General features: G+C 62.3%; 10 protein-coding genes. 5 read left to right on the top strand and 5 right to left on the bottom strand.

The genetic code is table 11. The features are described from left to right. Positions 1–502: 502 nt before the first annotated feature. Positions 503–4,135, top strand: coding sequence for a vitamin B12-dependent ribonucleotide reductase (locus tag VSX56_RS12230; RefSeq protein ID WP_350937429.1), 3,633 nt, complete (start codon positions 503–505; stop codon positions 4,133–4,135). Between the two features lie 61 nt (positions 4,136–4,196). Then, positions 4,197–4,448: a hypothetical protein gene (locus VSX56_RS12235; protein WP_339113022.1), complete on the top strand. Its 252-nt coding sequence runs from the start codon at positions 4,197–4,199 to the stop codon at positions 4,446–4,448. Positions 4,449–4,644: 196 nt separating this feature from the next. On the opposite strand, the gene VSX56_RS12240 is transcribed toward VSX56_RS12235, so the two are convergent. Genes VSX56_RS12240 through VSX56_RS12250 form a run of 3 tightly spaced genes read right to left on the bottom strand, consistent with a single transcriptional unit; the run spans position 4,645 to position 7,598 of the window. Continuing rightward, positions 4,645–5,925, bottom strand: coding sequence for a sensor histidine kinase (locus tag VSX56_RS12240; protein ID WP_350937431.1), 1,281 nt, complete (start codon positions 5,923–5,925; stop codon positions 4,645–4,647). Then, complete coding sequence (locus VSX56_RS12245) at positions 5,922–6,575, bottom strand: response regulator transcription factor (RefSeq protein ID WP_339113020.1); 654 nt, start codon at positions 6,573–6,575, stop codon at positions 5,922–5,924. The genes VSX56_RS12240 and VSX56_RS12245 overlap by 4 nt, the downstream gene beginning before the upstream one ends. Positions 6,576–6,614: 39 nt before the next feature. Beyond that, complete coding sequence (locus tag VSX56_RS12250) at positions 6,615–7,598, bottom strand: aldo/keto reductase (RefSeq protein ID WP_350937433.1); 984 nt, start codon at positions 7,596–7,598, stop codon at positions 6,615–6,617. Between the two features lie 108 nt (positions 7,599–7,706). Between VSX56_RS12250 and VSX56_RS12255 the strand changes: the two genes are divergently transcribed. Then, the gene (locus VSX56_RS12255) at positions 7,707–8,609 is read left to right on the top strand and encodes a LysR family transcriptional regulator (RefSeq protein WP_350937435.1); all 903 of its coding nucleotides are present in this window, start codon (positions 7,707–7,709) and stop codon (positions 8,607–8,609) included. Between the two features lie 134 nt (positions 8,610–8,743). Next, a complete protein-coding gene (locus VSX56_RS12260; protein ID WP_350937438.1) occupies positions 8,744–9,712 on the top strand; it encodes an aldo/keto reductase in 969 nt (322 codons plus the stop codon). Between the two features lie 31 nt (positions 9,713–9,743). Here the strand turns inward: VSX56_RS12260 and VSX56_RS12265 are convergent, their stop codons facing one another. Together VSX56_RS12265 and VSX56_RS12270 are read right to left on the bottom strand one after the other, a co-directional pair. Next, a complete protein-coding gene (locus tag VSX56_RS12265; RefSeq protein ID WP_350937440.1) occupies positions 9,744–10,637 on the bottom strand; it encodes a LysR family transcriptional regulator in 894 nt (297 codons plus the stop codon). Positions 10,638–10,712: 75 nt separating this feature from the next. Next, positions 10,713–11,702 (bottom strand): class 1 fructose-bisphosphatase, encoded by a 990-nt coding sequence (locus VSX56_RS12270; protein WP_350937442.1) that lies wholly within the window; start codon positions 11,700–11,702, stop codon positions 10,713–10,715. A gap of 164 nt (positions 11,703–11,866) precedes the next feature. Between VSX56_RS12270 and VSX56_RS12275 the strand changes: the two genes are divergently transcribed. After that, positions 11,867–12,829 carry a bile acid:sodium symporter family protein gene (locus VSX56_RS12275; RefSeq protein WP_350937444.1) on the top strand — a complete coding sequence of 321 codons (963 nt, stop codon included), beginning with the start codon at positions 11,867–11,869 and terminating at the stop codon, positions 12,827–12,829. Positions 12,830–12,876 lie beyond the last annotated feature (47 nt).

Here is a 12,876-nt window from a genome sequence, read left to right on the forward strand (position 1 = left end):
GCTTGGCGCCGCGTTACATGCCGCAGCGTTAGGAATCGGCTTTGTCCGTGCGCTCCGGCGCTTTCGGGCGGAGGGAGAGCAGGCATGGCGTTATTTTTTCGATATGCCCGATTTTGCGTCCGCTCACCGATAGGCTGTGGATAGCTTCAGCCAGTCGGGCTGTTGTCGGGCCAAGCCTTCGTGACTCAAGGAAAACTTGCGGCCGCATGGTAGTGGGGCTGCCGCATGCCTCTGTGGAGGAATCGGTCGGCCTTTCGAGGAGTCCCGCCGTCAATCCTAAAATGCCGATTTTGCTGGTTAAAGATAAGTTGACGCGCCACCGGAGCTGCGCCAACTTGTGCAGAGCTTCCGGTGAAGCCACCATATGTAGTGGTGCGGAGGCCGCGCAGGCAAATATACAGATTCCTTTTAGAATCAGTCTTGTACGGGGGTGCAAGGCTCCGGTCTGGTATGCCGGAAATGTCGGTGGGTAAGAGTTGGCTTTGTTCAGGGAATTGAGCAGATGAAGATCGAGCGGAAATTCACGACCTCTGAGAGCGGCGCTTACGGAGCTATCGCCTTCACCACCACGCAGTCCGAGATCCGTAATCCGGACGGGAAAATCGTCTTCCGTAACGATAGCGTTGAGGTGCCCGAAGGCTGGAGCCAAGTGGCCTCGGATGTGCTGGCCCAGAAATATTTCCGCCGTGCGGGTGTGCCTGCCGCGCTCAAGCGCGTGCGCGAGAAGGACGTGCCCGAGTTTCTCTGGCGTTCCGTGCCCGATGAGGCCGCGCTGAAGGATCTTCCCGAGGACCAGCGTTTCGGTGGCGAGACCTCGGCCAAGCAGGTCTTCGACCGTCTGGCCGGCGCCTGGGCCTATTGGGGCTGGAAGGGCGGCTATTTCACCACCGAGGAGGATGCGCGGGCCTATTATGACGAGATGCGCTACACTCTGGCATGCCAGATGGGTGCACCGAACTCCCCGCAATGGTTCAACACGGGCCTGCATTGGGCTTACGGCATCGACGGGCCGAGCCAGGGGCACCATTATGTTGACCCGAAATCGGGCAAGCTGGTGAAATCGGCCTCGGCCTACGAGCATCCGCAGCCCCATGCCTGTTTCATCCAGTCGGTCTCGGATGATCTGGTCAATGAAGGCGGGATCATGGACCTGTGGGTCCGTGAGGCGCGTCTGTTCAAATACGGTTCCGGCACCGGCACCAATTTCTCGAGCCTTCGCGGCGAGAACGAGCCGCTCTCGGGCGGTGGCAAATCCTCGGGTCTGATGGGGTTCCTGAAAATCGGGGACCGTGCGGCGGGGGCCATCAAATCGGGCGGCACCACGCGCCGGGCTGCCAAGATGGTCATCATCGATATGGACCATCCCGATATCGAGGATTTCATCAACTGGAAGGTCATCGAGGAGCAGAAGGTTGCCTCACTGGTGGCCGGCTCCAAGCTGCACGAGCGCGAGCTGAACAGGATTTTCGAGGCGATCCGCGCCTTTGACGGCTCGGATGAAGGCGCGGTCGATCCGGCTAGGAACCCCGCTCTGAAGGCGGCGATCAGATCCGCCAAGGGCGTGATGATCCCCGAGACCTATATCAACCGCGTGCTGCAATATGCGCGTCAGGGCTACTCGAGCATCGAGTTCCCGACCTACGACACCGATTGGGATAGCGATGCCTATGCCTCTGTTTCGGGTCAGAATTCCAATAATTCGGTGCGGGTGACCAATACCTTCCTGCAGGCGGTGAAGGACGATGCCGATTGGGAACTTCTGCGCCGCACCGATGGCAAGGTTGCAAAGACCATCAAGGCGCGTGACCTGTGGGAGCAGGTGGGCCATGCCGCATGGGCCTGCGCCGATCCGGGCATCCAATTCCATGATACGGTCAACGAGTGGCATACCTGCCCCGAGGATGGCCCGATCCGCGGCTCGAACCCGTGCTCGGAATATATGTTCCTCGATGATACGGCCTGTAACCTCGCCTCGATGAACCTGCTGACCTTCTACAAGGACGGCCGCTTCGACGCGGAAGGCTATATCCATGCCTGCCGGATCTGGACTGTTACGCTGGAAATTTCGGTGATGATGGCGCAATTCCCCTCGGCGGAAATCGCGCAGCGCTCCTATGATTTCCGCACGCTGGGGCTTGGCTATGCCAATATCGGCGGCCTCCTGATGAATATGGGGCTGGGCTACGACTCGGACGAGGGCCGTGCGCTGACCGGTGCGCTGACCGCGATCATGACGGGCGTCTCCTATGCCACCTCGGCGCAGATGGCCGCCGAGCTTGGTGCCTTCCCGGGCTATGCGAAGAATACCCAACACATGCTGCGGGTCATCCGCAACCACCGCGCCGCCGCCCATGGGCTCGACGCGTTCGAGGGCCTCGAGGTCAAGCCGGTGGCGCTGGATCATGCCAATTGCCCCGACCCCAAGCTGGTCGAGCTGGCCACGGTCGCATGGGATCAGGCATTGGCCTTGGGCGAGGCGCATGGCTTCCGTAATGCGCAGGTCTCGGTGATCGCGCCCACGGGCACGATCGGCCTTGTGATGGATTGCGACACCACCGGTATCGAGCCCGATTTCGCGCTTGTGAAATTCAAGAAACTCGCAGGCGGCGGCTATTTCAAGATCATCAACCGCTCGGTGCCTGCAGCGCTCGCCAAGCTCGGCTATAGCTCCGCGCAGGCCGAAGAGATCGTGTCCTATGCGGTGGGCCATGCCAGCCTTGGCAATTGCCCCGCCATCAACACGACCTCGCTGATCGGCCACGGTTTTGGCGATGCGGAGATCAAGAAGATCAACGCAGCACTACCGACCGCGTTCGATATCCGTTTCGTGTTCAACCAATGGACGCTGGGCGAGGAGTTCTGCACCAAGACGCTGGGTATTCCGGCGGCCAAGCTGAATGATCCGAGCTTCGACATGCTCCGTCATCTGGGCTTTACCAAAGCGCAGATCGAGGCCGCCAATGACCATGTCTGCGGCACCATGACCCTTGAGGGCGCGCCGCATCTGGACCCTGCGCATCTGAACGTCTTCGATTGCGCCAATGCCTGCGGCAAGAAGGGCAAGCGCTATCTGTCGGTCGAGAGCCATATCACCATGATGGCGGCGGCGCAGAGCTTCATCTCGGGCGCGATTTCGAAAACGATCAATATGCCCAATTCGGCCTCGATCGAGGATGTGAAGGCGGCTTATGAACTGTCTTGGTCGCTGGGCATCAAGGCCAATGCGCTCTACCGTGACGGCTCCAAGCTCAGCCAGCCCTTGGCCTCGGCCCTGATCGAGGATGACGAGGAGGCCGAGGAGATCCTGACCTCCGGCACCCCGCAGGAAAAGGCGCAGGTGCTGGCCGAGAAGATCGTCGAGAAGGTCATCGTCAAGGAACTGGTGCGCTCGCATCGCGAGAAACTGCCCTCGCGGCGCAAGGGCTATACCCAGAAGGCGATTGTCGGTGGCCATAAGGTCTATCTGCGCACCGGCGAATATGATGATGGCGCCTTGGGCGAGATCTTCATCGACATGCACAAAGAGGGCGCGGGCTTCCGTGCGATGATGAATAACTTCGCCATCGCCGTGTCGGTGGGCCTGCAATATGGCGTGCCGCTGGAAGAGTTTGTCGATGCCTTTACCTTCACCAAATTCGAGCCCGCGGGCATGGTGCAGGGCAATGACTCGGTCAAGAATGCGACCTCGATCCTCGATTATGTGTTCCGCGAGCTGGCGATCTCCTATCTCGACCGCACGGATCTCGCGCATGTGAAGCCCAAGGGGCACACATTCGACGATCTCGATATCGGCGGCGAGGCGGCTCCGCTCGAGGAGGACGGCGCGTCCAAATCGCTCGAGGTGCTGCGCCAGATCTCGTCTTCGGGCTATCTGCGCAAACGTCTGCCGCAGGAGCTGATGATGTTCCAATCGGCCCCGCAGGCCGCCCGCGGGTTTGCCGAAGGGCAGGCGGGGTTTACGCCCAAAGCCTCCACGGCAGTCACTTCGGGGACCGTGTCGATGGATGCGCGCACCAAGGCCAAGATGCAGGGCTATGAGGGCGAGGCGTGCGGCGAATGCGGCAACTACACGCTCGTGCGCAATGGCACCTGCATGAAATGCAATACCTGCGGCGGGACCTCCGGCTGCAGCTGATCCTAGCGGTCCGGCACCCTGCCGGACCTGACCACCTCTCACCTGTTTCGCGGAGAAGACGTTGGAACTGATTATCGGAAATACGCGCGTGCTCGCGGCAGAGCTGGAGCTGATCGAGGGCGGCATGGTCGCCAAGCTTTCTGGCGATGCGCTCAAATCGGTGCTGAATGCCACATTCGGCGGACAGGCCTCGGTCGAGGTCTGGGGCGAGGGGCTTGGGGCCCGTCCCATGAGTGTGGCCGAGATCGAGATGCATGGTGCATCCTCGACCGTGACGCTGATGCAGGCGGGCAGCGTCTACGGTCTGCACTGAGATTTCCCATTCGACCCGTTTCAGGGTGGTGGTTAAGGAGTTCGGGGGCAGGTGCGCTTGCCCTAGACGTCGAGAGGGCCCAGGCAAAAAAGACGCTACGAGGGCAGTGAACGAGAACGAGCCCGACTGACGAACCTCCCCCCGTTGCCTTGCGGCTGCGGGGGGCTTTTCGTTGGGCAATGGGGCACGGAGCTGATCAGTCCCGCACGGGCGCGGCGGGGGCCAACGGCAGATGCAGGGTCACACGGGCCTGCGGCGGCGGGCCGGCTTGCATGGCAAATGTGACCGCGATCCCCAGATCCTGCGCCAGACGGCGGGTGATATCGAGCCCGAGCCCTGCGCCTTTGGAACTGGCCGATCTGTCGCCGCGGTCCAACTGGAACCCTGCCTGACCACTGGTCTGGTTGGTGACCGTCAGCGTGCCATCGGGCGCCAGCCGGAGCCGGATCTCGCCCGTGCCGTGCTCGCGCGCATTGCCCAGCAGGTTGCGCAGGATGATCGCCAGCGCGTCGCGATCGCTCTCGATCTGCAGGGCCTCTATATCGCTATCGTCAAAAAGGATCGGCATCTGACCCGTATTGACGGGGCGCATGTCATGACAGACGAGGCGGATCAGCGCGATCACATCGATGGTTTCGCGTGCCAGCCCCAAGCCTGCCTCGGCCCGTTCGAGCTGCAAGAGCCGCTCGACTCTGAGCGACAGCCGGTCGATCGTGCCCATCAGATCGGCCTGTGCCTCGGGCAGGCGCTCGGGGGCGGCGGCCATCACCTCGATCCGGCTTCGCAGCACGGCCAGTGGCGTGCGCAGCTCATGCGCGGCATTGGCGATGAAATGGCGCTCGGCTTCCCGCAGGTTCTGGATGCGGGCGAGATAGATGTTGAAGGCCTCGGCCACGCGCGTCATCTCCTGTGGCAGGGTCTCGGAGACCAGCGGCGACAGATCCTCGGCGCTGCGCCGGCGCATCCCTTCGGAAAAGCGCACTGTCGAGGACAGGCTCTGGCGGAGCGTCAGCATGATCGCCGCCGTCACCAGTAACAGGAGCGGCAGGATCAGGAAAAGGAAAGCGCGGGCGGCCTCCATCAGCTCGTGCCGGCGCATGGCAAGGCTCTGTCCGATCTCGATTACGCCATCATCGGTGCTGCGCCGTATCACCTGCCAGCCCTCGGTGGTGTGGACGCCGTCGCGGGTGAGGTCCGGCCAAGGCGCGGCGGGGGCGGCGGCGGTTCCGTGAAGGATGCGCAGCCGCCAGTCATCGCCATCAGGATGGGCATCGGCCCATTCGGCGATGGTGCGGGTCTTGTCCTGCGCCAGAAGCCGCGCGATCAAGGTCGCATCATCCTTCAGCGCGTCATCGAGGATTTCGCCCATCTCGTGATTGAGCGCGAAAATCCCGACACAGAGCGTGGCTCCCCAGCCAATGCCCACCGCCACCAGCACATTGCGCAACAGGCGCCGCTTGAGCGACCATGCCTTCACGGGATCAGATATCCCAAGCCCCGCCGCGTCACGATGACGCCCGCGCCCAGCTTCGCCCTGAGCCGCGAGATGTAGACCTCGACGGCATTGCTCTCGACGCTATCGCCATAGGCGAACAGGGTCTCTTCCAGCGCTATACGCGAGAGGATGCGTCCGCGCGCGGCCAGAAGCGCATCAAAAAGCGAATATTCGCGCGAGGTCAGGTGCAGCTCCTCGTCATCGCGCCACAGGCGGGCGGCGGCACGGTCGATACGCAGATCGCCGAGCACGGTTTCGGCGGCGGGCTGGCCCTCCGAGCGGCGGGCATGGGCGCGCAGCCGCGCCGCCAGTTCGCCCAGATCGAAGGGCTTGGTCACATAGTCATCGGCTCCCGCATCCAGTCCTGCGATCCGGTCGGAGATCTGGTCGAGCGCCGTGGCGATGATCACCGGTGTGCGGTCTCCCGCGCGTCTGCGGTTGCGCAAAAGCGCGAGCCCCGAGCCATCGGGCAGCCCCAGATCCAGCACAACCCCCGCATAATCGGTGACGGCCCATGCCGCCTCGGCCTCGTCAAGCGACCCGGCCACATCTACCGCATGCCCCTGTAGCCGCAGGAAGGCGGCGATATTGCGGGCCAGATCGGGGGTATCTTCGACAAGCAGAACTCTCATAGGCTCAGCAATAGCGCGCCCGCGCGGGCAGGGGAAGCCTCAGACCTCCACCCCTTTCATGCCTTCTGCCGTGTAGCGCGCGCCTGCGACCGGCAGGGCGGCCAGATCGCAGTCCAGAGCGGCCAGCTCGGAGGCGCTGAACGCGATATCGAGCGCGCCCAGATTATCCTCCAGATAGCGCAGTCGCTTCGTGCCGGGGATCGGAACAATATCCTCGCCCTGCGCCAAAAGCCATGCCAGTGCGAGCTGCGCGGGGGTGCAGCCCTTGGCTGCCGCGCGCTCGCGCACCAGATCGGCGATGCGCAGATTGCTGGCCAGTGCGGCGTCACGGAACCGCGGCAGCATGGCGCGGAAATCGCCTTCGGCCAGTTTGCCCGGGTCGCTATAGGCGCCGGTCAGGAAGCCGCGCCCCAGCGGTGAATAAGGCACAAATCCCACGCCCAGCTCGCGGCAGGCGGGCAGGATCTCGTCCTCGACCCCACGGGTCCAGAGCGAGTATTCGGTCTGCAGCGCGCTCACCGGATGGACCGCATGGGCGCGGCGCAGTGTTGCGGCGCTGACCTCGCAGAGCCCGATATGGCCGATCTTGCCCTCCTTCACCAGCCCCGCCAGCCCCGCCATCGTCTCCTCGACCGGCTCGTCGGGATTGACGCGATGCACATAATAGAGGTCGATCCGTTCGATGCCGAGGCGCTTGAGGGAGCCTTCTACCGCGCGGCGTGCATAGGCAGGGCTGTTGTCGAGATGGCGCTCATAGGCGCCGGGCTGCCGGACGATACCGAATTTGGTAGCGATTTTGACGGGCTGAACGGTCTCCTTCAGGAAGCGCCCGATCAGTTCCTCGTTATGGAAGGGGCCATACATATCCGAGGTGTCGAGGAAATCGAGCCCCGACTCCACCGCGCGATGCAGCACCTCCAGCGATTGTGCGTCATCGCGGGGTCCATAAAACTCGCTCATCCCCATGCAGCCAAGGCCCAGGGCCGATACCTCGAGATCCTTTGTCAGGTGGCGCTTTTGCATGATCCGTCCTTTCGTCTTGTCCTGGAGCCCCCTGTTTGTCATTTTCCGAAGTTGGAGGGTATTAACTCATATGGTGAATTGTTTTCCATAATCGGTAAAGGTGGCGCGATGGCAGTGGTCTGGGATGATCTGAAAGTATTTCTGGCGGTGGTGAGGGCGGGCACGCTCTCGGGAGCGGCGGCCCAGTTGCATCTGGGGCTTGCCACGGTCTCGCGCCGGATCGAGCGGCTGGAAGCGGCGATGGGCGCGCCTTTGTTCTTGCGCACCCAGACGGGGTATCGCGTGACCGAGGATGGCGCGGCGCTGGTGGAACGGGCCGAGGATATGGAGGCTGCCGCCAACAGCCTTGCAGGTCATGTGCAGCCCTCGCGCGAGGTAACGGGCACGGTCCGGCTGGCCACGGCCGAGAATTTCGCCACCGATCTCATCCTGCCTGCCTTGGGTCGGTTACAAGAGCGCCATCCCAAACTATGCCTCGATCTGGTGACAGATGTGCGCACCGTTAACCTGCATCGGCGCGATGCCGATCTGGCGTTGCGCATGGTCAAGCCCGAGCGAGGTCATGTCACGCTGCAACGGCTGGGGCGACTGGGCTACGGTCTTTATGGCGCGCCGACATATCTGGCGCGGCGCGCGGCGCCGGCGGATGGAGCGGCCTTCGATCGGGACCGTTTCATCATGTGGGGCGAGGGGCACGCGCATCTGGCCGCCGCGATCTGGGTGGAACAGGTGCTGCAGGGCCGCCCGCCCGTCCTGTCGACCACCTCGCTTGCCACGCAGGTGGCGGGCTGTGTCGCGGGGCTGGGGCTGGCCGTGCTGCCACATTTTCTGGCCCGCCCGCGCGGGCTGGTCTGCCTGCGCGCCGATCTGGGGATCGATCAGCCGGTCTGGCTGGTGACGCAGACCGATCTGGTGCAATCGCCGCGGGTGCGGGCGGTTGCCGGTTTCCTGCGCGATCTGGTCATGGAAAATCACAGTTATCTGGCCGGAACTATGGCAGGGGGCGCATGACGGCCTCACCATTATTTCATGAGGGAGAATACTGTTTGCAGGGCTTCGGGCATTTTCCCACACTGCAGCCGTCCTACTGTCATGGGTCGAAGGCGCGCAGGATGCGCCGGAGAATTTGAAAAAGGAGGCCTTTCATGAAGACCAAATCCCTTGGCACCACTGGTTTCGAGATCTCTCCCATCGTGTTCGGCGGCAATGTATTCGGCTGGACGCTGGATGAGGCCGCAAGTTTCCGCATGCTTGATGCACTCATCGATCATGGTTTCACCACCATCGATACGGCCGATGTGTATTCCGCATGGGTCGAGGGAAATAAAGGCGGCGAATCCGAGACGATCCTCGGCAAATGGTTTGCGGCCCGTCCGGGGATGCGCGAGAAGGTAACGCTCTTTACCAAGGTCGGCTCCGATATGGGCGGCCCGGGCGAGAAGGGGCTGTCAAAGGACTGGATTTCCAAGGCAATCGATCTGTCGCTGGGCCGGTTGAAAACCGATCATGTCGATCTCTATTTCTCGCACTGGCCCGATGACAGCGTGACCCATGAAGAGACGCTGGGCGCCTATCAGGATCTCCTGAAGGCGGGCAAGATCCGCGCCATCGGCGCGTCGAACTATGATTATGCGCTGCTGTCTTCGGCACAGAAAGCGGCCAAGGAGAAGGGGCTTCCGGCCTATCAGGTGCTCCAGCCCGAATATAATCTCTATGACCGTGACGGTTTCGAGGGCGAGCTGCGCGATCTCTGCATTGCCGAAAATATTGGTGTGGTAACCTATTTCAGCCTCGCAGCGGGCTTCCTGAGCGGCAAATATCGCAGCCCCGAGGATCTTAAAGGGTCCAAACGCGGTGGCATGGTCGAGAAATATATGAACGACCGTGGCATGGCGATCGTGAAGGCGCTGACCGAGGTGGCCGATGCGCACGGGGCCAAACCCGCCGAAGTGGCGCTGGCATGGCTGATCGCGCGTGATGGCGTGACAGCGCCCATCGCCTCGGCCACCAGCGAGGGCCAGCTGGCAAGTTTCGTGAAAGCGGCCGAACTGCGTCTGGCCGCAGACGAGATGACGGCGCTGACCGAGGCCGGTGCGGTCGAAGCCGCCCATTAAACGCGGGAACGGGGCCGGTTGCGGCCCCGTTTCATACCGTCAGAAGACCCGAGCGTTTCATATCTTCGCGGGCGAAATCGACCAGCGCGCGCAGTTTGGTCGGCAGGCGCTGGCCCTCGAGATAGACGATATTGACCGGAAAACTCTCGCCGGTCTCTTCGGGAAGAATCTCCACCAGACTGCCCGCATCCAGCGCGTCACGCAGCGCGAAATCCGGACAATAGGTGATGCCGAGGCCCATCTCCGCATAGCGGCAGGACACGCGCGCCGAGTTTACCTGAAACCGCCCGTTCACCGTGACGATCGTCCCGTTCGCAAACCTCCAGCGGCGCGGGGTGCGGCGGTTATTGTCGATAATGCAGTTGTGGTTCTCCAGATCGGCAAGGCGCGCGGGGGGCCCATTGCGGGCCAGATAGGCGGGGCTTGCCGCGAGCTTGACCCCGAACACACCGATCTTGCGCGATTTCAGCGCCATCGCGTCCAACTGGCCGATCCGGAAGGCAAGGTCGATCCCGTCCCCCGCCAGATCCGCGAATTGGTCGCTCAGCCGCAGATCGATGCTCAGATCCGGATGCGCCTCGCCGAACCGCGCCAGCATCTCGGCCAGATAGGCCTCGCCAAAGGTCACGGGGGCCGAAATGCGGATCAGCCCCGACAGCCCACGCGCGCCGTCGGCGATGTCGCTGATCATCAGATCCAGATCGTCGAGAAGGGCGGGCGCGCGCGCCATCAGATCCTCGCCCGCGGGTGTCAGCCCCACCTTGCGGGTAGTGCGCTGGAAAAGCCGCGTGCCCAGACGTGTTTCGAGCGCGGCCACATATTTCGAGGTCAGCCGGTTCGACAGACCCAACTGATCGGCTGCGGCTGTGAATGAACGGGTCTGCGCGGTGGCGACAAAAGCGCGTAATTCATCGACCAGATCCATATGATCCCCCATATTTCATGGGAGATCATGGGGTGATTATCCATAACTCGCAAGCTGAGATGTGCCTGACTTTAGTCAGTTATTTTTCGCGAGATAGTCCTCGATCAGCGCGACCTCCTCGGAGGCACCGAAGATCAGCGGCACAAATTCATGCACCTCTTTCGGCACCAGATCGAGGATATCTCTCGCGCCATTGCTCGCCCGTCCACCGGCCTGCTCCATCAGGAAGGCAATCGGCACCGCCTCATAGGTCAGGCGCAGACGGCCATTCTCGTAGCCCTTGCGCGCATCCTGCGGATAGAGAAATGCTCCGCCTTTCAGGATGATACGGTGAAGTTCGCCCACGGCGGCCGCCAGCCAGCGCATATTGAAATCGCGCCCGCGCGGGCCGGTCTTGCCCAGTCGCAGGTCATTGACATAGGCCTGAAGGCCCGCAGGCCAGTGGCGCTCGTTCGAGGCGTTATAGGCGATCACCTTGGCCTGATCGGGCAGCATGACCTTGGCCAGCGTCACATGGAACGCATTGCTTTGCGCGTCATAGGTGGCGATATGCACGCCATCGCCAAGACTATAGCCGAAATCGAGCGAATGGCCGAAAGAGGCATAGCCCGCCGCCACCGCCTCGCGGCCCGCACGCAGGAAATCCCCCGAGCCCGCCGGATAGATCGCAAACAGCATCCCCAAAGGCGCACCGATCCCGATGGAGCCCGAACCGTCGATCGGATCGATGACCAGATCCCAATCGCCTTCCGGATCGAGACAGCTGGGCAGGGCGGCTTCCTCGGACAGCACATGGCGGATATTGGCGCCCTTGAGCGCCGCCATCACATGGTCATGCGCGCCTACATCCAGCGCTTTCTGCGCATCCCCGCTGTCATTCTCGCCCACAAGAGCCGCCAGGTCACCGGGGAGTTTTCCGGCCGCCAGCCGTGCCGAAAGCGGCACCATCGCACGCGCAAGGGTCAGGACGATCTGGCCCAGATCATCGTCTTCGACCAGAGCCTCCAGCAGGGGGTAATCATGTTGCGCATCATCGGGGAGGACGAGCATGGCAATCTCCTTCATCGTGTTGCCCCTTTCTGCCCCTGATCGCAGGCGATGTCACCGAGGATTTCCCAAGCATGATTGGCAAATTGTCATTTTTTCCCACGACGGGTTGAATTTCAAAAGCAAGGTGATTATCCGCAGGATCAGAAATGAGAAATCTTGTTACGATTCCGAGGAAGAAAATGAAATCAATCGCCGCCTTCTCGCAGTTCGTGGGGCGAACCTTCGCGTTCTGGACTGTGCTCTTTGCCGTTCTGGGCTTTGCCTTCCCCGAGGTTTTCGTGCAGCTCAAAGGGCTTATTGTGCCGCTTCTGGGGATCATCATGTTCGGCATGGGGCTGACCATCTCGGCACAGGATTTTGCGGAAGTGGCCAAACGTCCGGTGCAGGTGGCGGTCGGTGTGGTGTCGCAATTCGTCATCATGCCGCTTATTGCAGTGGTGCTGACGCTGGTGGTGCCGATGTCGCCGGAAGTGGCGGCCGGTGTGATCCTTGTCGGTTGCTGCCCGGGGGGGACCTCGTCGAACGTGATGACCTATCTTGCCAAGGGTGATCTGGCGCTGTCGGTGGCTTGCACCTCCGTGACCACGATTCTGGCACCGGTGGTCACGCCCTTCCTCGTCTTCACCTTCGCCTCGACCCACCTGCCGGTAGACGGGATGGCAATGTTCCTGTCGATCCTGAAAATGGTGATTTTCCCGCTCGTGCTGGGCATCCTTGCGCAGAGATTCCTGCCCAAGCTGGTAACCGCGGCTGTGCCCGCACTGCCGCTGGTCTCGGTCACGGGGATCGTGCTGATCGTGGCGGCTGTCGTTGCCGCCTCCAAAGGCGCCATCGTCCAATCGGGGGTGATGATCTTTGGCGTCGTTGTGCTGCATAACCTGCTGGGATATCTGATCGGCTATCTGGCAGGGCGTATGACCGGCATGAGCCTTGCACGCCGCAAAGCGATCGCCATCGAGGTGGGGATGCAGAATTCGGGTCTGGGGGCGGCACTTGCGACCGCCTATTTCTCCCCCTTGGCGGCAGTGCCGTCGGCCATGTTCTCGGTCTGGCACAATATCTCGGGCGCGCTGGTCGCCAATATCATGTCGCGGATGACAGATGATCGCGCCGAGGCGGAGCCGGAAGCCGCACTGCGTTAAGCCCTTTTGGTAGAACCGGAAAACGCCCCGACTGCACGGTCGGGGCG

Origin of the sequence: Thioclava kandeliae (assembly GCF_040297545.1) — a bacterium.
GTDB classification, from domain to species: Bacteria; Pseudomonadota; Alphaproteobacteria; order Rhodobacterales; family Rhodobacteraceae; genus Thioclava; species Thioclava kandeliae.

Coding starts and splice junctions, on each gene's coding strand:
- VSX56_RS12265 (WP_350937440.1), bottom strand. CDS start 10,637: ATGGATCTGGTCGATGAATTACGCGCTTTTGTCGCCACCGCGCAGACC.
- VSX56_RS12270 (WP_350937442.1), bottom strand. CDS start 11,702: ATGAAGGAGATTGCCATGCTCGTCCTCCCCGATGATGCGCAACATGAT.
- VSX56_RS12250 (WP_350937433.1), bottom strand. CDS start 7,598: ATGCAAAAGCGCCACCTGACAAAGGATCTCGAGGTATCGGCCCTGGGC.
- VSX56_RS12230 (WP_350937429.1), top strand. CDS start 503: ATGAAGATCGAGCGGAAATTCACGACCTCTGAGAGCGGCGCTTACGGA.
- VSX56_RS12260 (WP_350937438.1), top strand. CDS start 8,744: ATGAAGACCAAATCCCTTGGCACCACTGGTTTCGAGATCTCTCCCATC.
- VSX56_RS12275 (WP_350937444.1), top strand. CDS start 11,867: ATGAAATCAATCGCCGCCTTCTCGCAGTTCGTGGGGCGAACCTTCGCG.
- VSX56_RS12245 (WP_339113020.1), bottom strand. CDS start 6,575: ATGAGAGTTCTGCTTGTCGAAGATACCCCCGATCTGGCCCGCAATATC.
- VSX56_RS12255 (WP_350937435.1), top strand. CDS start 7,707: ATGGCAGTGGTCTGGGATGATCTGAAAGTATTTCTGGCGGTGGTGAGG.